Origin of the sequence: Nostoc commune NIES-4072, assembly GCF_003113895.1 — a bacterium.
GTDB lineage: Bacteria > Cyanobacteriota > Cyanobacteriia > Cyanobacteriales > Nostocaceae > Nostoc > Nostoc commune.
The window spans coordinates 1,107,916-1,128,921 of record NZ_BDUD01000001.1 but is presented as its reverse complement, the minus strand read 5'-3'; the positions used below and the strand labels follow the sequence as shown (position 1 = coordinate 1,128,921).

At 39.2% G+C, this 21,006-nt stretch carries 16 protein-coding genes and 3 tRNA genes; 13 read left to right on the top strand and 6 right to left on the bottom strand.

Annotated features, from left to right (window positions below):
- Positions 1 to 258, top strand: a complete 258-nt coding sequence (locus CDC33_RS04995) for a hypothetical protein (RefSeq protein WP_109007549.1) — start codon at positions 1 to 3, stop codon at positions 256 to 258.
- 10 nt (positions 259 to 268) lie between these two features.
- Here the strand turns inward: CDC33_RS04995 and CDC33_RS04990 are convergent, their stop codons facing one another.
- The gene (locus tag CDC33_RS04990; RefSeq protein ID WP_109007548.1) at positions 269 to 1,066 is read right to left on the bottom strand and encodes a TrmH family RNA methyltransferase; all 798 of its coding nucleotides are present in this window, start codon (positions 1,064 to 1,066) and stop codon (positions 269 to 271) included.
- A gap of 47 nt (positions 1,067 to 1,113) precedes the next feature.
- A tRNA-Leu gene (locus tag CDC33_RS04985) sits at positions 1,114 to 1,195 on the bottom strand.
- A gap of 393 nt (positions 1,196 to 1,588) precedes the next feature.
- On the opposite strand from CDC33_RS04985, the gene murA reads away from it, so the two are divergent.
- From murA to CDC33_RS04930, 11 genes are all read left to right on the top strand, one after another.
- Positions 1,589 to 2,956: a UDP-N-acetylglucosamine 1-carboxyvinyltransferase gene (gene murA / locus CDC33_RS04980; protein WP_109007547.1), complete on the top strand. Its 1,368-nt coding sequence runs from the start codon at positions 1,589 to 1,591 to the stop codon at positions 2,954 to 2,956.
- Positions 2,957 to 3,244: 288 nt separating this feature from the next.
- A complete protein-coding gene (locus CDC33_RS04975; RefSeq protein WP_109007546.1) occupies positions 3,245 to 4,123 on the top strand; it encodes a M48 family metallopeptidase in 879 nt (292 codons plus the stop codon).
- 176 nt (positions 4,124 to 4,299) lie between these two features.
- The gene (locus CDC33_RS04970) at positions 4,300 to 5,241 is read left to right on the top strand and encodes an RpnC/YadD family protein (protein WP_109012446.1); all 942 of its coding nucleotides are present in this window, start codon (positions 4,300 to 4,302) and stop codon (positions 5,239 to 5,241) included.
- Positions 5,242 to 5,325: 84 nt separating this feature from the next.
- Entirely contained in the window at positions 5,326 to 6,450 is a 1,125-nt protein-coding gene (locus tag CDC33_RS04965) for an alpha-hydroxy acid oxidase (RefSeq protein ID WP_109007545.1), read from the top strand.
- Between the two features lie 108 nt (positions 6,451 to 6,558).
- Positions 6,559 to 6,642: transfer RNA gene (locus CDC33_RS04960), tRNA-Leu, on the top strand.
- A 74-nt stretch (positions 6,643 to 6,716) separates the two neighbouring features.
- On the top strand, positions 6,717 to 6,920 hold the full coding sequence (locus CDC33_RS04955) for a hypothetical protein (protein WP_181373896.1): 204 nt from the start codon (positions 6,717 to 6,719) through the stop codon (positions 6,918 to 6,920).
- Positions 6,921 to 7,532: 612 nt separating this feature from the next.
- Positions 7,533 to 8,330, top strand: coding sequence for a WecB/TagA/CpsF family glycosyltransferase (locus tag CDC33_RS04950; protein ID WP_109007544.1), 798 nt, complete (start codon positions 7,533 to 7,535; stop codon positions 8,328 to 8,330).
- A gap of 480 nt (positions 8,331 to 8,810) precedes the next feature.
- A complete protein-coding gene (locus CDC33_RS04945; RefSeq protein ID WP_109007543.1) occupies positions 8,811 to 10,292 on the top strand; it encodes a lipopolysaccharide biosynthesis protein in 1,482 nt (493 codons plus the stop codon).
- Positions 10,293 to 10,455: 163 nt separating this feature from the next.
- Positions 10,456 to 11,571: a polysaccharide pyruvyl transferase family protein gene (locus CDC33_RS04940; RefSeq protein ID WP_109007542.1), complete on the top strand. Its 1,116-nt coding sequence runs from the start codon at positions 10,456 to 10,458 to the stop codon at positions 11,569 to 11,571.
- Between the two features lie 136 nt (positions 11,572 to 11,707).
- Positions 11,708 to 12,553, top strand: coding sequence for an FAD-binding protein (locus tag CDC33_RS04935; RefSeq protein ID WP_109007541.1), 846 nt, complete (start codon positions 11,708 to 11,710; stop codon positions 12,551 to 12,553).
- A gap of 529 nt (positions 12,554 to 13,082) precedes the next feature.
- Positions 13,083 to 13,154, top strand: a tRNA-Gln gene (locus tag CDC33_RS04930).
- A gap of 89 nt (positions 13,155 to 13,243) precedes the next feature.
- Here the strand turns inward: CDC33_RS04930 and CDC33_RS04925 are convergent.
- Complete coding sequence (locus CDC33_RS04925; RefSeq protein ID WP_109007540.1) at positions 13,244 to 13,723, bottom strand: hypothetical protein; 480 nt, start codon at positions 13,721 to 13,723, stop codon at positions 13,244 to 13,246.
- Between the two features lie 216 nt (positions 13,724 to 13,939).
- Between CDC33_RS04925 and CDC33_RS04920 the strand changes: the two genes are divergently transcribed.
- A complete protein-coding gene (locus CDC33_RS04920; protein ID WP_109007539.1) occupies positions 13,940 to 15,238 on the top strand; it encodes a cation diffusion facilitator family transporter in 1,299 nt (432 codons plus the stop codon).
- 100 nt (positions 15,239 to 15,338) lie between these two features.
- Here the strand turns inward: CDC33_RS04920 and CDC33_RS04915 are convergent, their stop codons facing one another.
- The 3 genes from CDC33_RS04915 to CDC33_RS04905 all read right to left on the bottom strand — a co-directional run bounded on the left by CDC33_RS04915 (position 15,339) and on the right by CDC33_RS04905 (position 20,781).
- The gene (locus CDC33_RS04915; RefSeq protein WP_109012445.1) at positions 15,339 to 16,484 is read right to left on the bottom strand and encodes a SpoIID/LytB domain-containing protein; all 1,146 of its coding nucleotides are present in this window, start codon (positions 16,482 to 16,484) and stop codon (positions 15,339 to 15,341) included.
- 585 nt (positions 16,485 to 17,069) lie between these two features.
- Positions 17,070 to 19,283: a GumC family protein gene (locus CDC33_RS04910; RefSeq protein ID WP_181373895.1), complete on the bottom strand. Its 2,214-nt coding sequence runs from the start codon at positions 19,281 to 19,283 to the stop codon at positions 17,070 to 17,072.
- 538 nt (positions 19,284 to 19,821) lie between these two features.
- Complete coding sequence (locus tag CDC33_RS04905) at positions 19,822 to 20,781, bottom strand: ribonuclease Z (protein ID WP_109007538.1); 960 nt, start codon at positions 20,779 to 20,781, stop codon at positions 19,822 to 19,824.
- Between the last annotated feature and the right edge of the window lie 225 nt (positions 20,782 to 21,006).

The following is a 21,006-nucleotide window of genomic DNA, read 5'->3' as shown; positions in this document are numbered from 1 at the left end:
ATGGAGCAAAGTCAGCCACAACAGCGCCGTGTCGCCGATCAAGTATTTCAAGAATCCCTCGATCAGTTGGAGGATATCTTACAAGAAAATTCAACTGAGGATGAAGAAATCCCCCAAGCACAACTGGATACTAGTAGTCTCAGTGAAGTCGAACTCGATCAAGAATTGACAAATATTGATTTAGCCGCTCTTGAAGATGCAGTTGCTGATATTGAACAATATCTCGAAGAAAAAACAAAAACTAAAGAAAATTTATGAGTTCTAAGGTTTAACTACTAACTCCTAACTCTTGACTCATTTGACGCCGAGCTTCGTACAACATTAAAGCAGCTGCGATCGCTACATTCAATGATTCCACCCCAGGACTCAAAGGAATTTTTACTTGCCTGTCTGCGATCGCTGCTAATTCTGCCGACAATCCAGCACCCTCATTTCCCAGTAAAATCAGACTGGGTTTGCGCCAGTCCACCTCCCAATAAGTTAAAGTCGCACTGGGTAAGGTTGCCACTACCTGCATTCCTGCCTGCTGACTTTGTTGTACTGTGGCTTTTAAATCTTCGCTTACAGCCGTTGGTAGGCGAAACCATTGCCCTGCTGAAGCCCGGAGAACTTTGGGGCTGTCTAAATCTACACTATCTGCACTTACCCACAATCCTGATGCTCCAGCAGCAGCAGCAGCGCGGATCATCGTACCCAGGTTGCCGGGATCTTGCACTGTTTCTAAAGCCAGAATTATACCAGTAAATGGTAGTTGAGTTTGGTATTCGCTTCGTTTTGCCGTTGCAACTACACCATCCGGTTGGACTGTGGTAGCGATCGCATCCAAGATTTCTTTACTGACGATTTCGGAGCGATCGCATCGGCTACAAGCTTCTTCCCAGAGTGAGGAGTGATTTGCTTGCCAATCTGGAGTACAACACACTGTTTCAAGTGGGTAATTCACCGCACAAGCTTCTTCTAATAGGTGTGTCCCTTCTAGTAAAAATAACTGCTGTTTGTGCCGCTCCTTGGTGGAGTGGAGTTTGCGGATTTGCTTGACTAGGGAATTTTGTAAACTGGTCAACACGATTTTAAATTTTGGATTTTGGATTAATCTAAAATCCAAAATTAATATGCGGAACCCGGGACTTGAACCCGGAAGCCTTGCGGCACTAGAACCTGAATCTAGCGCGTCTGCCAATTCCGCCAGTTCCGCTGGCAGTTTTCCATTATTGCGTATTTTCTTACGTTTGTCAAGTTAAAGCGTAACGCCTCCTTTAAGAGGCTCAGACTGGAAACAAGTTTTTCCGGGCATTAGGTCAAATCAAAATATTAACTCAACAGTACAGCATTGATTTTTAGAGAACACTTAAGTTATTTTACTGAGTATTTAATTTAGCTTAAAACTACTACTTGTTCGTTCATCTTTGCTAATTTTTTAAAATTCTCAAAATGCTTGCTGTTGCTGACTTACAGCGTGTATTTTTCACAAAAAAACAATTTTTTTATGCAATATGCTGCTCTAAAATGTGGACATTTTGAATCTTTACTGTAGAATCAAAACCAACTTCAAACATATAAAATACGTATTACTTTTGGAGGTAGGCTTATCAATCCTTCTACCAGCTTACCAGATGTCAAAATTGCTCCAGAAGCAGACTCCTCAGTCTTGCAAATTTGGGGTGGGCATCCTTTGCGAGGTCATGTGAAAATTAGCGGGGCAAAAAATGCAGCACTGGTAATCATGGCTGGAGCCTTGCTGTGTCCGGGCGATTGTCGTATCCGCAATGTCCCCTTATTGGCGGATGTAGAGCGGATGGGTCAGGTATTATCGGCTTTGGGTGTAACTTTAACGCGGCAAGGCGATATTTTAGACATTAACGCCAGCGAAATTAAAACATCAAAAGCTCCCTACGAACTAGTTACCCAACTGAGGGCGAGTTTCTTCGCCATTGGTGCCATTCTGGCAAGATTGGGAGTAGCGCAGATGCCGTTACCTGGTGGTTGCGCTATTGGGGCAAGACCAGTTGACTTGCATGTTCGAGGATTGCAAGCAATGGGAGCGGAAGTACAAATTGAGCATGGCATTTGTAATGCCTACGTCCCTGGCAACAGCCGGAGATTAAAAGGTGCGAAGATTTACTTAGATATCGCCAGTGTCGGAGCTACGGAAAATTTGATGATGGCGGCTACCCTAGCAGAGGGCGAAACGATCATCGAAAATGCTGCCAGAGAACCAGAAGTAGTTGATTTAGCTAACTTCTGTAACGCGATGGGAGCGAAGATTAAGGGCGCGGGGACTAGCAGAATTATTATCGAAGGAGTCCCTAAGTTGCATTCTGTTGACTACAGTATCATTCCCGATCGCATTGAGGCCGGGACGTTTTTGCTAGCAGCAGCAATTACCCGTTCCGAACTTCTGCTCTCGCCAGTGGCTCCAGAACACCTTATACCAGTGATTGCCAAGCTGCGGGATATTGGGGTAACGATAATTGAGGACAAGCCTGAACACTTACGTATTCTACCGGCGGAAACTCTCAAGGCAACGGATATTGAAACTCAATATCATCCAGGTTTTCCCACAGATATGCAAGCGCCGTTCATGTCTTTGCTGACATTGGCCGAAGGCGACAGCGTAATTAACGAATCTGTCTTTGAAAATCGCTTGCGTCATGCCTCAGAGTTAAATCGCTTGGGAGCAGATATTCGTGTCAAAGGCAACGCTGCATTCGTTCGGGGAGTACCGAAATTGTCTGGCGCACCAGTATTAGGTACAGACTTACGAGCATCGGCAGCGTTAGTCATAGCAGGGCTAGCGGCAGAAGGAAAAACCACAATTCAAGGATTACAGCACCTCGATCGCGGCTATGATCGACTTGATGTGAAGTTGCAGCAATTGGGCGCTAAAATCCTCCGCGTGGGCGAACCATCAGCAGATTCAGAAATCGCTCCCATTATCAGTAGCCTTTCAAGTTGAAGAAGAGGCAAGAGAGCAGGGAGCAGGGGGAAGAGGAATTCAGGACAGGGAGAATTGGGGACAAGGGGAAAGACTTGTTGCAAATTCTTACCTCTTGTCACCTTGTCTCCCTTGCCTCCTGCCTCTTAGTTGAGACTGAGGCGGTAACAAGGGGAATGAGGGAGACAAGGTAAAATTTTCTCCCCCTGTTCCACCTGGTCAGCTTAGTTAAATCGTTATACTAACTGTGTATGGCTGTTTATCTACAGCCAGATTCTATAGTTGTGTTTTTTTATAGCTTGTTGCACTATGTCCTTCTTTAAAACCCCGCTAATTGGTTTAAAAGCTGACTCATTTCGTCATCCATTAGACCTGGAAGCTACCAAAACGCTCAAGCAAATACCAGGCATAGATATGTTGGTGCGAAATTGGCTTGGGCCAATGGCAGAGCAGGTTTTTTATGTGGAAAATATTGCCTCCAGCATTCTGGTGGGTGAAAAGCAACTGCCCGATTTATACAAGCTGTTGTTAGATGCCTGTAAAATCCTGGATATAGAGCCTCCCCAGTTGTACGTCCGGCAACATCCGGCTCCCAACGCCTATACTTTTGCTGTGCGGGGTAAGCAGCCGTTTGTTGTATTACACACATCCCTGATTGATATCCTCACACCAGAGGAAATACAGGCAGTAATTGCCCATGAGTTGGGGCATCTCAAGTGTGACCATAGCGTTTACTTAACCCCTGTAAATTTATTAATATTAGCTGCGGCGATTGTGCCCAATGTCGGAACCTTCGTTGCTCAAGCGATACAGGCACAACTTTTAGAATGGGTACGCTGTGCTGAGTTTACCTGCGATCGCGCCGCATTACTAGCAACCCAAGACCCCAAAGTTGTCATGTCAGTATTGATGAAGCTGGCAGGTGGTTCCCCCACCTTAGCGCCACAACTTAATCTTGATGCCTTTGTTGACCAAGCCCGCGCTTACGATGATATTAGCAAGACCGAACTAGGTGAAATGGTCAAAGCTGCCCGCACAGCCCAATTAACCCATCCAGTGCCAGTGCTACGGGCGCGAGAAATTGACCGTTGGGCAAGCAGTACAGAATACCAATCTTTAATCCAAAATCATGGACTGAAGTCTACAAGTAATGAAGTTGCACCCAAAGGTGGATGGCGAAACTGGTAGAGCGACTAATGAAATTTGGTTATCTAAATTAGATGTGTTTTAGCTTACAATACTCCAGATGATTCGCTCATGCGTTGGCGCAGCCCGTCGTAGACATCGCACTTACTAAAGTTTTTAGGCAAGCTGTGGGCGATTCGCTGTAATGTAAAATGCTGGTACAGCCAAAAAATCAGCTAATGACTAGGTTTCCTTACGACCAGTTCGCCAAAGACTATCTTAAAGAATTGTTACAACCATTGGGAGAAGTGGAAACAAGTCGGAAAGTTCCAGCCCAAATCCGAGAGATTGATGTTTATTTTGTACCTTCGCCCCAATCGACAAATACAATAGAATTAGGGCTGTTAGGAAAATTTGCGGCTGAACCTGCATTAGTTGAACCATTTAGAAATGCAGCTACAATTGCGGAGATCCGCAGTTGCTTAAATAAATTGTTTGATATCTTTGCTGAAGTAAAGCGTCAAGCTAAAGGCGATAAAACTCGGTTTGTAGAATTAGAATTACCACGTTTGTGGATTTTATCACCCACGGCTTCTGAATCTATATTGGATGGTTTTAGAACTAACCTAGATGAAGAGAATTGGGGAATAGGAGTAAATTTTTTAGGCGATTATTTTAGAACAGCAATTGTGGTAATTCACCAATTACCGTGTACCGAAGAAACACTATGGTTGAGAATTTTAGGTAAGGGAAGAGTTCAACAACAAGCAATAGACGAACTAGAAGCACTTCCCCAAAATAATCCCTTACGTTCCAAAGCAATTGATTTATTATTGAATTTAAAGACTACCTTAGAATTCAATCAGAATATAGACGAGGAGGATAGAGATTTAATTATGCGTTTATCACCTATTTACGAGCAAAAATTAGCAGAAGTTAAACAAGAAGGAATCCAAGAAGGAATCCAAGAAGGAATCCAAGAAGGAATCCAAGAAGGAATCCAAGAAGGAATTAAAACAGAACGTCGTAATGTTATAGAAAATTTTTTGCGAGTTCGCTTTGGTTCTTTAGATGCAGAACTAAGAGGAATTACTGAAGCTTTATTGGCATTATCTCCAGAGGAATTTACTCCTTTATTACTGCAACTATCTAAAGAAGAATTATTAAATAGATTCCTTTAGAAGAACTCAATCGGAGATACTGGGTTTTACAGCTTTACTAATCGGATTAAAAAACATCCCATTGCTTAACCCACAGCCTCTACCATGACAGTTGTACCCAACGACCATCGTTTTCTTCAACCCATAAATCTGTTTGAGTACGAAAAGCTAGCAAAAGAGCATCTATCTCAAATCACGCTTGATTACTATAACAGTGGTGCTTGGGATGAAATCACACTACGGGATAATCGTGCTGCCTTTGAGAGATTAAAGTTGCGACCTCGTGTATTAGTCAATGTAAGCGATCGCAATCTAACCACCTCCATTTTAGGACAACCCCTGCAACTACCTTTATTAATTGCGCCGATGGCTTTTCAATGTCTAGCTCATCCAGATGGAGAAATTGCCACGGCTCTAGCTGCGGCATCAGCTGGTGTGGGTATGGTGTTAAGTACAATGGCCACAAAGAGTATTGAAGAAGTAGCCAGTGCATGTGATAATTTCTCGGATTCTCTGCGATGGTTCCAGCTTTACATCCATAAAGATCGGGGATTAACTCGTGGTTTAGTAGAAAAAGCTTATAAAGCAGGCTACAAAGCACTTTGTCTAACTGTAGATGCACCTGTTCTCGGACAGCGAGAAAGAGATAGACGTAACGAGTTTGCCCTACCCCCAGACTTACATCTGGCTAATCTCGCCACCATATCAGGGCTAGATATTTCCCATGAAAAAGGCGAATCTGGATTATTTACCTATTTTGCTCAACAGCTAAACCCAGCAGTAACTTGGGACGATTTGGAATGGTTACAATCTTTATCTCCACTACCTTTAGTCATCAAAGGAATTTTACGGGGAGATGATGCTGTTCGGGCTGTAGAATATGGAGCCAAAGCAATTGTTGTTTCCAATCATGGTGGCAGACAACTCGATGGTGCGATCGCTTCTTTAAACGCTCTAGCTGAAATAGTAGCAGCAGTGGATGGTAAAATAGAAGTACTGTTGGATGGAGGCATCCGTAGAGGCACAGACATTCTCAAAGCCCTGGCATTAGGAGCAAAAGCAGTACTGATCGGACGACCCATTTTGTGGGGACTAGCAGTAGCAGGACAAGTTGGTGTATCTCATGTCATATCACTGCTACAAGATGAGTTAAATCTGGCAATGGCACTTAGCGGCTGCGCCAAACTACAGGATATTGACCCTAGTTTATTGATCCTGCCACGCCTGTAAGCCAAAAAATTCTTAGACCTAAATTATTCCAGCAAAACTTTGAAAATAAATTTTCAGACTTGTTACAAAATCACTTAATTAGAGTATACTAGTTAAGGTTAGATATATGGGCGGGTGGCGAAATTGGTAGACGCACCACACTCAAAATGTGGCGGCCTTGCGGTCATAGGAGTTCGATTCTCCTCCTGCCCACTACCAAAACAAGTAGGATAGATAAAAAATTATGCGGCTGAAAAGATGGGAGTCTCCCCGTAAAGAAGGCAGGAATGACAAAGGTAGAGGTGGTTCTGCAAGAAAGAGGCAACTCAAAAAACAAAGGCAAATGTTACGACAAAGACTCAAAGAAGCTAACAAGCCAGAGAATAACAAAAACAATAGAGCAGGGGAAGATAAGTTTATCTTCCCCTTATTTTTTGGGCTTTTATTTCAGAAAAAAAGAAAATTTAGGGATTTTTCAATATATAGACTAAGGAAACTCCAACAAATAAATTATCTAATCTTGTGGGGTGAGCCGAAAAGCTCGCCTATATTATATGGCGATCGTGTCGCCCACCCCACAATAAATTAATTGAATATTTTTTATTTGTCAGTCCTTAAATTAAATTTGTAATAAGTTTGGAAAGTCATAATAAAAAACTATTAGCCATTCTTTAAAATATACTAATTAGAATTAGACCTCTTAAGCGCATATTTACGTATCAAAATCGGCAAGCTGAGTGTCTGGTATTTAACCTTATGTAGTTAAAGCAAGTATAAAGTACTACGAATGTTTGTAGGAATTTATCGCAATTGTAATGCTTGCATGAACAAACCAAAAATTAATTATGAAGGAAGTATGAATTTTGTCAGGCAGCGTCTGAAATCCCTAGCTTAAAACAGTAAACTAAGACACAGCAGCAAAATAATTCTAATATTAACGGTTAAGTCAAAAGTATACTAAGAAAGCAATTGCATCTCCATGTGTTAACTTCCAACGATCACACAAGGCTACAAAAAGCCAGGAGTCATTTCATCTGAATTATTGAATATTCGGAATGGTCTAGGTAATCTATGGATTTTTTTCTTGGACACAGGAGTTATTGATGGTGGCAAGAGTGCTTCTACCTACTAAAAAAGTACTGGATTTTCCCATTACTGCTTTACGCTTTGACGATCAAGTACAAACAATGCTGAAGTGGGCGAGGAGACGTGAAAGTAAAACTGTATATGTAGCCAATGTACACATGCTCATTGAAGCTCATTGGAATCCAGCGTTTGCTAGCGTATTACGAAATGCAGACATAGTTACTCCTGATGGTATGCCTCTGGTATGGATGATGCGAAAGATGGGAGTGCTTTATCAAGACCGTGTGGCAGGAATGGATATTTTCCTAGCATTGTGTCACCTAACTCAAACACAAAATCTTAGTATTTTCTTTGTAGGTTCCCAAACAGAAGTTCTTTCTCGGATGCGAAAAAGGTTAGAGCGGGAATTTCCGCAGATGAAAATTGCGGCGATGGAACCTCTACCCTTTCGCCCTCTGACTGAAACTGAAGACGAAGCTTTGGTTCAAAAGATTAACTCTAGTGGTGCTAGCACCGTATTAGTATCTCTGGGATGTCCTAAGCAAGAAAATTGGATAGCTCAACATAAGGGTAAGATACAAGCTGTAATGATTGGACTAGGTGGAGTTTTCCCAGTCTATGCAGGAATTCACAAGCGGGCACCCCGCATAGTTCGAGACTTAGGGCTTGAATGGCTATATCGATGGATTCAAGAACCACGCCGACTTTGCGGCCGCTACGCTAAAACTATTCCACTATTTATATGGCTAGCTACGAAGCAACTACTATCATCAAGTCGTATTGCAGCAGTCTTCCTTCACGAGACTGGGGATTAAGAAAAAACAAAGGGAACATGTATTCTGTGGAACACAACATTATTGAGACACATATCAACTCAGTAACCAAAAAATCAAAAATTTTATGTTGTCTTAACAATTGATTAGCAAACTTAGATACCACTCAAAACCACAAATTATAAGTAACAGGGCCTTTTATACTTTTATAAAAATTCAATAGCCTGGCTCATCAGTAAATTTTATGCTAATACTTTGTTGAATTGCTGCCAATTTACAAGAAGATTGTGGTAAACTCTTCTATGAAGAATTACTTAAGCTAAAAATATTTTCTTTTTTCACGGTAATTATTACCTTACGTACTTTTATATTATTTTCGGAGTAAAAAACTTTGATTATAACTGAAAGCTAAATAAAGTAAGGTGTAACCGATTGGCGTGAAAAGAGATAATCCAGATGCTCATAGCTAGCAATATCAAAGCTATATACTCTATCTAGGTTCTTTCATCGGTAAATTATGTAATGGAATCACCTAAAGATTCATCAAACTTACGGCAAAAAGCTGTTAAGAGTGTAATTTGGACTGTTATAGAAAGTTTGGGACGCCAAGTAGTCATTTTAGTTGTTTTCTTTATTCTAGCTCGTTTACTTAATCCAGAAACTTTTGGTTTAATTGCTTTAGCATCTATATTTATTGAATTTGTACAAATTTTTGTTGATCAAGGATTCTCTGTAGCAATTATCCAACGTCAAGAGATAAATTCAGAGCATTTAGACACTGCATTCTGGACAACTTTAGGAATTAGTATACTTTTAACTATATTAAGTGTTGGTGGTGCTGGATTAGCAGCTGATTTCTTTAAACAGGCGCAGTTAGTACCAATTATTCAATGCTTATCTATAAGCTTTATATTTTATGGATTGAGCAGCGTGCAGCAAGCAGTTCTTGAACGTAAGTTTGCCTTTAAAAGTTTAGCAATACGCTCACTATTAGCAGTTATATTCGGTGGAATAGTTGGCATTTGGATGGCTTTTTTAGGCTTTGGCGTTTGGAGTCTCGTAGGTCAACAGCTATCAACTAGTTTTATACAAGTTTTAGTCTTGTGGCGAGTTAGCGATTGGCGACCGGGATTTCAATTTTCCATGATACATGTTAAAGAACTTTTTAACTTTGGAATTAATATATCTGCGTTTAACATAATTAACTTTTTCAATCGCCGAGCCGATGACTTACTAATTGGCTATTATCTAGGACTAGTTGCATTAGGTTATTACTCAATTGCCTATAAATTGCTGCTAGTAATGATGCAAATTCTAATTAGTACTACAACTAAAATTGCACTACCAATATTTTCTAGATTACAGGCAGAACCGGAACGATTATTAAACGCTTTCTATACTGCTACTCAGTTCACAAGTATTATTGCTTTTCCAATATTTCTTTGTGTACCAGTATTAGCAACTGAGTTTATAAAAGTATTCTTAGGTGAACAGTGGATTCAGAGCATTCCAGTATTGCAAATACTATCTCTTATTGGCCCAGTTCATCTAATTTTCTTTTATAACAATTCTGTAATTCTGGCGCTAGGCAAACCTTCGTGGAGACTATGGATACAAGTGATAAATACAGTTACTAATGTCATTGGTTTTGCTCTGGTAGTAAGATTAGGTATTGTAGCGGTTGCTTCTGCTTATGTAGTTCGAGGTTATTTCATATTACCTATTTCGTTATTAGCTATTAATAAACTTATTAAGATAAATTTAAATAATTATCTGCGTTTATACATAGTACCTTTAGTAGCTTCTGGAGCAATGGTTATAACTATATTAACTACTAAATATTTTTTAGGAAAATTTCTTGAAGCATGGATGTTACTAGCTATTTCAGGGATATTCGGAATCTCTATTTATATTCTTACTCTCTCAATAATATCGCCCAAGCTTTTCAGACAGATACTTGAGTTAGGAGAAAGTTTGAATATCAAAATTAAAACAAAAGTATAACTTTGTTATGTAGAAATAATAGCAAGTTTCAATATAAATATATTTTTATAAATTAATTTAATATACATCAAGCTATGATAGTTTAACAAAAAAATCAAATCTATCTAATCTCATAAAACTAATTAGTTAAGACAAAATTTATAGTTTATCAAAGGGAGCAAAGATGAAAATCGGAATTCTAACTTTTCACCATGTAGACAATTACGGAGCAACACTCCAAACTTGCGCTCTTTGGAGTTTTCTTAACAGTCAAGGCTATGATGTTGAAATAATAGACTATCGACCTCTTAAAATAGCATGGATATATTTCAGACCTTTACTTCCGATTAAAAGGGTAAAATCTAGCACTAGCCAAACTAAGAAAATTCGGATTAATGAAAAATCTTTGATTTATATTTCAAGATATTGGAAAATGAGACGCTTCCTGCTTTCTCATGTTAAGTTAAGCAATAAAAAAATTTATGATAAAAAAGGCTTGAAATACTATCAAGATAAATATGATGTAGTAATATGTGGCAGTGACCAAATATGGTGTATAGATTCCTTTAGAGGGTATAATTCTTCTTTCTTTTTAGATTTTGTTAGCAATAAAACTACTCGTAAGATAAGTTATGCAGCAAGTTTTGGTAATACAACAAAATTAGAACCTTATGAAAAAGAAATATATACATTGATTAATCAGTTTCAAACTATTTTAGTGCGTGATTCTAATAGTTTAGAAATTATTGCTAATAAATGCAATAAAAAAGCAATAAAAGTTTTAGATCCTACTTTTCTAATTAAGTATGATACACTTAAAACCCCACCAAAAATAACAAATAAATATCTTTTATTGTATGTTCAAGCTGACATACAACCAGAGGAAGAAGAGTTTATCAAATTTCTGGCAGAAGAACAAAATTTAACCATAGTTTCAGTCGGTAGAAATGAACCGTTAGCACAAATAAATTTAGAAGCTGCTAGTCCGAAAGAGTGGATTGGATTACATAGTGAAGCATCTTATATTGTGACTAATACTTTTCACGGCACTGTATTTTCTATTATTTTTCATAAACCTTTTACAGTATTTCTTCCTAGTGATAAATCGAATAAGGTAAGAGATTTGCTTAATGATTTTGGCTTAACAAACCGTATATTTTCGGAGAAATTAAAATCTCAGTTATTCAGCAAGGAAATCTTTGATATTGACTATGAATCAGTATCTACGATATTAGAATCAAAAATTATGGAATCAAAAAAGCATTTAATTGAAGCTATTTTACAAGGGAGCGACCACTAGTAAAAGTAATGTTGAATGAAAGCAGGAATAAAAAATAATTAATGTTTTAAAATAGCGTATTTATGGCTGTACTGTGTTTGCTAAATGCCAACTGTTTATCTTTATCAAAAATCTAAAAGGAGTAGAAAGAATTAAGATGTCTAATTTAAAGATTGAGTCTTTAACATCAAACAGTCTTTCGCACTATAGAACACAACATTACTTTGAGCGAGTAGGAGAGATAAATAGTGTAGATGACCTTCAGGAATACTGTAATTGGGCCAAAGAAAATAAAGTAAAAATTTATATAATTGGAAATGGCTCTAACACGCTGTTTGTTAAAAAAAATATCCAATCATTGATACTGAAAAACAAACTACCTAAGTACACAAATCCTTTACCTAATAACAGACTTGAAGTATCTTCTTCTGCTTCAGTGATGGAAGTATTAAAGTATTGTTATCAAAACTCTATGAATTCTTTCTATTATCTTGCATCTGTACCAGCAACTATTGGTGGTGCATTAGCAATGAACGCTGGTAGAGGAAGACAACATGGATGTACAATATACGACTTTGTTGAAAGTGTAACCTTCTTTGAGGATGGATGTGTAAAAACACTTGAAAATAGTCAAATTGTACGAGATTATCGAGAAACTATGTTTACTGGTATACACTCAAAACTGATATTGAGTGCAATTTTCAAGTTTGAACCAACAGAATTCACCGAAAATCCTCTAACTTCAAGGCAAATTTGGGCAAAAGAACATCAAGATAATACAGCACCTAACTGCGGCTCGGTATTCAAAGCTGCAAACTATGCAATACTTGAAAAGCTCAAAGGTCTATCTATAGGGAAATCGATGTTTTCAGCTAAAACTAGTAACTGGATACTCGCTAAATCACAAAGTAGCTATTCAATAATTATGCTAATTAAAATAGCTAAAATTTTGCATTTTATAACTCGACAAAAAATTGCTCTTGAACTAATTACCATTGATTAATTAGTTACTGCCGAAATACTACATAATGCCTAAAGTTTGAGTTTTTTGCGAAAATAGTTGCAAATAGAACTTTAACTATTGCTGAAGCTTTTGCCTGTGGTCTAGCTGTATTGATGTACAGATTAGGTAACATCGTAGAAATTGTAGAGGATGGAGTAACTGATTTACCTTTTGAAGCAAAGGTAGGGAAGCAGGGGGAGAAAAGAATTTCTGAACAATAACCCTCTTTCTTTCCTCAATAACCTTTCCTGCCTCCCCGATTGATTATCCTTAGTATCAAGATATACTCTAATTACTTTCCTAAAGCCATTCATACTTAAAAGAGCAGAAGCAAATGTAGATGCGAAGGCATTACAGGTATCATCCTCGTTAAACTTTCAGCCTTTGCCTGTTTGCGTAAACTTAACTTGAACTGTAGGAATTTAAATCAATCCATTTTCTGCTGGAAAAACCCTTTGTCTGAAATTAACTATAAAAGTACTTGACAATAACCTAGGTCTAACTGTTATATTAACTAGAGTAAAGTTGTTGGGGCGTAGCCAAGTGGTAAGGCAGCGGGTTTTGGTCCCGCCATCCCTAGGTTCGAATCCTAGCGCCCCAGTAAACCAAAAGACAGGATGTTATGCCTGTCTTTTTAAGTGTTTAATTAAATTTTTAAGACACATCTCAATGCATCTAAGTCTGTAAATGTTACTTGTCAGGCGATTTGAGAGCTTGATCCAGAGTCTGCCGAGCCTGCTCTGCTTTAGATCGTGCTTCTTGGTAACGCACATTAGCTTGGGCAAAATTTTTGAGAACTTTAAAACCTTCCTTGAGTCGAGTAATTTCCTCTTCTGTTACCGATTCGTCGGTGAATAGAACATCAACCGCTTTGCGAATTTCCAAAGCTTCAGCTCGTGATTCTTGAACTTTCAGCTTAAGTGTGGCCAGGTTACTTAGAACCTGGACAGCTTGTGTAATACTATCTTCACCGCTAGCACTATCAATAGTTGACTCTTTAACCTCAATTAATTGTTGAGGGCCAAATCCTTCTTCTAGTTCCGTGGGTAGCTTTCCTGAATCCATTAATTCCATCAGCTGATCCATTGCTTTATCACGGGCTTTTGCCGAATCTTTTCCAGAAACAGTAAGGATAATTTCTGGACTTTGAGCGAGAGTATACTGAACCATATTTGAGCAGAAAATTTGCTGATTAACCAAGCTGAGGCAAATAATTATAACATACTGTGTGTGCGTTTATTTATTAGTAAATAGACTTGTCGGTTTGCCTAATTTATGTATTTTCTATATTTAATAATTCATGCTTCATCCCTGCTCCTGCCAAGTCGCTTCAAATAAAACTTTATACTTAAGAAAGGTAATTAAGTTTCAACAGGAGGGAGAGCAATGGCTCCTAGTCCCACCATCATGCAAGCTGTAGAAAAACTTGGCTACCGTGTCACTGTTGGTGATGTGGCAACCGAGGCAGGATTGAATGTCGGTGAAGCTAATCAAAGCTTGTTAGCCTTGGCATCTGATGCTGGGGGACATTTGCAAGTAGCAGATTCAGGTGATATCGTTTACCTTTTTCCACAAAATTTTCGAGCAATTTTGCGTAATAAATACTTCCGATTACGATTGCAGGAATGGTGGAAAAAAGTCTGGAGTGTTCTATTTTACCTGATTCGCATTTCTTTTCTAATTTTCTTAATTGTTTCTATCACCCTGATAACTATAGCCATCTACATTATCATTACCTCTATCAATTCAGACCGTAACGGGGACAATCGGGGCAGTAATTACGGTGGTGGGGGTTTCTTCTATTTTCCAAATTTATTTTGGTATTTTAGCCCAAATTATGACACTCACTATCAGGAACGGCGACGTGAAAGGCGAGAAGAAAGCAATCTAAATTTCTTTGAAGCTGTATTTTCGTTTTTGTTTGGCGATGGTAATCCTAACGCCAACTTAGAAGAACGTCGGTGGCAAGAAATTGCTACGGTGATTAGGAATAACCGTGGTGCAGTGGTAGCGGAACAAATTGCCCCATATTTGGACGATATTGGCGAGGGATATACAAGAGAGTATGAAGATTATATGCTGCCTGTTCTGACGCGATTTAATGGGCAACCATCGGTAAGTCCAGAAGGGCAAATTGTTTATTATTTTCCAGAGTTGCAGGTGAGTGCAGTTAAAAAGCCCCGTTATGCAATATCAGATCACTTGGAGGAATTTCCCTGGCGTTTTAGTGCTGCAAGTTCAGGGCAAATTATGCTCAGTGCTGGGTTGGGTGTACTAAATTTTGTTCTTGCTTTAGTACTAAAAAGTTTGTTGGGAGATGGCTCTGTTGCCGTCAAATTAGGTGGACTGGTAGCCTTTGTGCAAGGAATTTATTGGCTGCTATTGGCTTACGGAGCAGGTTTCTTAGTTATACCGTTATTGCGTTATTTTTGGATTCAGTGGCGTAATCGCAAAATTGGCGATCGCAATCGCGATCGCTTTTCCAGATCAAGGCTATTAGCAAGTCCTGATCCACCTTTGCAACAAAAAATCGACTATGCTCAACAATTTGCCAAAGAAAAAGTTATTAGCAAGGAAGATTTAGTGTATTCTAGCGAAACTGACTTACTTGACCAAGAAGTTGAGCGTTCCGCAAAAATTGATGCTGAATGGCAAAAACGCTTGGAACGCGGGAGTGGAGAATAGAGTGAAGAGTTGAGAGGGAGGAGTGAATAATTAAGATTTATTTAAACTCCTAACTCTTGTACAGACGCGATTAATCGCGTCTGTACTCCTAACTTTCTCCTTACTTCGCCTGAATTGGTGTTAAAGCTACACCTTGATAATAATGTCCCAAAATTTGCAGGTGGTTCACTCCTTGCCGAGCCAGATTGTACGCGCCCCACTGACTCATACCCAAAGCATGACCGAAGCCAAGCCCTTGAAGTACAAAACTACCATCTGCTCCTTTAGTGACGCTAAAGCGGGTACTTTTTAACTTGAGAGCTGTCCGCACTTCCTCGCCCTGTAACACCTTCGTACCTTTGTTGCCGACAATTTTCAAAACTTTAACACTGCGAAAAGGTGAGAATGTTTCTGGAATCATCGCCGTCACACTGCCCACTTCAGGGAATTTAGCGCTAATCTCACTGGGGGAGAAAGTTTTTATCCAATTACACTCGCGGATATTTTGATCATAGTCTTGAACAGCACGCAGGTACGGCAGGGTGTTTCCCCAAACGTCTTCAACATTTTCGGTATGCCCCCCAGAACAAGCGTGGAAAACTGAGAGAATAATCCGGTTTTTGTAAGTTAATACCTGTCCTGCTGTTTCATCAACTGCTTTGTAAGTTGCAGGAGCTTCACTGATAACGCCTTTGTAAATTTGCCAACGATCTGGGCTATTACCTAAATCGTAAACGGGATTATTCCGTTGTTTTTCTCGCTCATAGAGGGCATAGGTACGAGCTGCGATCGCCTGGGCTTTTAAAGCTTCTTGGGGCCAGCTAGCATCCATTTCGCCGCCAAGAACGCTGTAAAGATACTCTTGATCATCAACCCAGTTAACAGCCGTTAAGCCTTTGTCTGTGGGGACAACCAGAGTTCTACCCCGATACCAGCGATCGCCAATATAAACGAATCCTTTACCTGTTGGCTCAATCCAAAATAAACCAGACTGCCACTTATCTAAAGCCACTCCACCAGGAACAGCTTGGGCATAATATGCACTCATCGCTGGCAACTGTCCAAGAGTCCGGCCAGTACTATCCTTAACAATCCCAGTGGTGGAACTACCCACTTTTACCTGATTAACACCCCTCTCAATTGCCACGCGTAGAATTACAGACGCTTGAGCTGGGGCAACCAAAGCAATCCACAAGAGGACACTTACCCACCAATGACGTACTTTAACCTGGGAAAATAAAAAGCCTAAGTAAAGTTGGAATTTCATGCTGATCATCTAATCACATTAGTATCTAATTGACGCTCCGAACTATGGCGTCTACTACTTTAAGATGAGACAGTTCTCCAACGCAGGAGGTTGCCACCTCTTACTAATTATGCATTCTGCTTTAGCTATAGGGTAATTTTGTTCCACAAATAAATTTGCTTGCCCTCAGACCTTATTTAGATTTTGAATCTTCAATCCAAAACTTAAAATTCGCTAAAGGACTCAGTGATTTTACCCTTGAGCAACTGTTGTCAGCAGTAATATAACTGACAACTTTTAACCTTTTTACCTCAAACTTACATCTGTCAATGTGTCAATGTTTGCTTAGTGGACTACTAGTTTATCCCTAGTTTTCTAACCTTTTAACAAAAAAGTACACCCGAATTTATAAAGTAAATATCTAAAGGAGAAAATAGTCTCGCCCAACAAACCAGTATTTTGGAGGCTTATAAGGCTCAAAATGTCCGCGTTTTGAATATTCATCTGCCTTGTGTTACCAAGGCAGATAGTAGGATTTTTTGAAATGCAGGTAATTAAAATGGATGCGATACGCAAAGAAATTCAGTTTCCCGTGTCTTCTTCAGTTTACGATGCCAATACATTTTTAGACTTGCTCACTTCATTAGCGATAATTCCAATTAAATTCAACTTACTCAAAATTTCTGTTGCTTGAGTCAGTTCAGTTCGGCTCACTTTCCCCATGCGCTCTACCATTACGATCCCATTGCAAAAAGCTGCCACGATTCTAGCATCAACTGTACCTAAAATAGGTGAAGCATCTATCAGTACTAGGTCATAACTTTGCTCAAACAACTCAATTAGTTCTTTCATCCGTTTAGAACTGAGCAACTTCACCGTGTCTTCTGCTTCAGGCCCAGCAGTCAAAATATCAATGCAGGGATGAATAGGCTGAATGTAATCTTGAAAATGAGTTGTCGTCTCATCAAGTAATAACAGAGATAGTCCCCAGTCATTGGATAATTCCAGGATTTTGTGCAGGCTAGGATTATGTAAATTAGCATCAATAACTAATACCCGTCGGTGCATTCGGGTAGCGCTAGCTACAAGCCCTAATACTAAAGTTGTTTTCCCTTCCCCTGGTAGTGCTGAAGTCAACATCAATGACTTAAAGGGTAAGGGATATTTTAATATTTGAATATTTTGGTAGATCATGTCCAGAGTTTCATGGACAGGTAATCTAGTACTAGCTTCTATTATAGAGTAATCTGAGCTTCGTCGCCCATTCCAAGGCAGGGCCAGCCGCCGCTTTTTGACATTACATGATGGTAGTTTTGGTACTGATCCCAATAGACGTAGATTCGTCAGTTTCTTTAAATCTCCGACACAATAAATAACGTCATTAAACTTTTCCAAAATCAGGGCTGCTAAGATACCTAGAATCGGCCCGATTACTGCCCCTCCAACCAAAAATAATAATCTGTTGCTCCCCATATAAGTACCCAGAGCAGGTTCTGTCAAAACTTGCCAGTTATATCCTTCCTGAGCAATTTTCAAACCCAAAGCCTGTTGCGCTTGGAGTAATTGTTCAAGAGTTTTACGACTAGTTTCCACTTTTGGCAACAGACGGTTATACTCTGCTATTAAGCTTGGGTATTTGTTTAACTCAGAGCGAAGTTGCTGCTCTGACTCGGCTAGATTCTTTTCATTAGCAGTTAGTCCTAAAACAGTTGTCTGTAGCAAAATTAACTCGTCTACTAGCTTTGGCTCAAGCCCTAGCATTTGCTCTTTTAAAAGCGATCCTTCCTTACTGCTAGTAGTAATAGTTTTCACCTCTTCTCGTAATAAGGACAGTTGACTTTGGCGTTGCTGCTTTAGTTTTTGTACCGATGGGTAATCGTCTGTATAGCGTAGTCGTTCCTTAGCTAACGCTAGTTCAGTTTTTTGAATTTCACTCAATAGTGTTTGATAACGACTTGACTGATTTAAACGAGAAGAAATTAGTGCATTCTGCTGAGACGAGGAGGCTATTTGTTGCTCTAGATTCTCGTAGCGAACATTTACATCTTGAAGGTGGGCACGAGTACTTTGTAGCTGTTTTTGAATATCAGCTAGAGATTCTAGCAGGATTTTACTTTGGACTTCGGGATCGAGTAATTTATGTTTCTTGCGAAACTGTTCCAAATTTTTCTCAGCTTTACTCACCTCTTTTTTTATTTCAGGTAGGCGAACATTTACAAAAGCCAGTCCTTGATTGAGACGTTCTTTTTGTTGTTCTTTATTATAGTTTTGATAGACTTTTTGTAGAGCTTGAAGTACTCTTTGCGTTTTGACTGGATCGTCATCATTGAAGGAAACCTTAAATAATTGACTAAAAACTTTATTAGCTCCTATACCTCCCTCTTCTGGAGTCACTTCTAAAGGTGCTTTTTTGTTCTGTTCTATTTGACCATTGATATCCTTTAAGCTAATATCAGGATAATCATAATGAAGTAAATCTACGGCTTTCTGAAGCAACTTAGAACTCAGCATGAGTTTCATCTGAGTAGTGGAATCAACAACTTGAGAATTTGGTTTAGTAACCTTGGTGTCTGCGCTCTCTGGGATATTATTTGACTGTGTGCCTTCAGATAAATTGGAATTCACCAATATCCGCATATTGCTCTGGTAAGTAGGTTTGGCAATGAAAGCTAGGAGGCTAGCAGTTGACATCACTACACAGGAAACTCCCAGAATCAGCAAACGTCGGCGAAGCAAAATAATAGATATTTGTCTGATGTCAACTGCGCCTTGTGCTGAAGTAGTAATCTGTTGCTCTTGATTCAGACTAGTCTTAGCCACTATCAAACTCCTCTAATATCGAAACACTATATTTATATGGAAGATTTATGAAAAATGCGAATTTTTTTACACCTATAGCCGCAATAGCATACTTAATTATTCTTCCAATAATGACAAGCTCAATTTGCGCTTTCATGTTCATCAATTCATGTATATAAATTATTAATCAGTGTTGGAAGAATAAACTTTTAATAAATATTTTATGTCAGGAAGAAAAATCTTGACAATACAATAAATTAATTATTTCTCTTAAAAATTAAAGTATAAAATTCTCTGCTTTAAATAGTGCTGTCCTATTAAAGTTATTTAAATAACTTGTAATATAATAAATACATTGATAAAAATATCTAACTCATAGTAGTTCTAGATTATTAATATACTTAGGGAAACGTAAATTCTTAGGTAACTATTTGACTTACTCCTCAAGCTAAACTGCTGTCTATTTGCTAGACATTATGAATTAGACTACTAAACTCCAAAATAGAGCCTGGTTAATTTTAGATTAGAAAGGTTCAATAGGAAATCTAAAATCCAAAATTTAAAGGCTTACCTTGGTTAACTCTACTTCCCGCCGCCTGGGTACTTCATGAATCATGAAATCATAAGCCATGTCAGTACGGGGAAAAATAATACGGGCTTCCTGAAGAAGATCCTTCAATTCTAAGGTATTGCCAGGAGCATAGCGGGGACTGAAATGACTCATAATCAGTCGATGTGCCCCAGCAGCTAAAGCTGTTTGCGCTGCCATTGTAGTTGTGGAATGCAACCGTTGAAAAGCCATGTCTGCATCTTGATGAGCAAAGGTTGCTTCGTGAATTAAGACATCTGCATCTTTTGCCAATTTCACTGCACCATCACAATAAATTGTGTCTGTACAATAAGCAATTTTTCGACCAATTTCTGTAGGACCGCATAATTGAGTGCCATCAATCACCCGTCCGTCCGCAAGCGTCACTGTTTCACCGCGCTTAAGTTGACCATAAACCCGACCAGGAGGAATTTGCAACGCCTTAGCTTTTTCGATATCAAAACGTCCTGATCGGTCTTTTTCGGCTACGCGGTAGCCAAAAGCTGTAATGCGATGATGCAAATTACCGCAGGTTACGGTGAAGTCATTGTCTTCATAAATTACCCCTGGACGGATGGCATGGACTTTAATGGGATAGGAAAAGTGTGTATAAGAATAACGGGAGGCGGCTTGAATGTAATCATTTAATCCAGGTGGCCCATATATATCAATTCGTTCCACATTGCCAGCCAAGCCGCAAGTAGCAAGAAGTCCCATCAAGCCAAAGATGTGGTCGCCGTGCATGTGAGTGATAAAAATTCGCGAGAGTTGGCTAATTTTCAGTTCACTCCGGATGATTTGATGCTGGGTGCCTTCGCCACAGTCGAATAACCACAGTTCTGCCCTCTGAGGTAATCTCAGGGCGACACTCGAAACATTGCGCGATCGCGTGGGTACACCGGAACTCGTACCTAAAAATGTTATCTGCACAGGTTCTTTAATCTTCCTATTGCTCAATTTACTGCTCTATTTTCTATAGTGACACGCTTAATAAGCAAAATACTTTTGAGAGGAAGTTGCTTTTTTAAACCCAACACCCAATAAAGATTATAGGGCTTATACCAAATCACGAAAAATCTGATACAAATAAAGCATCAAGAATAAAACCCTAACCTGTAATAGAAGCAACAATTGATGTGTTTTATTTCTCAAGAC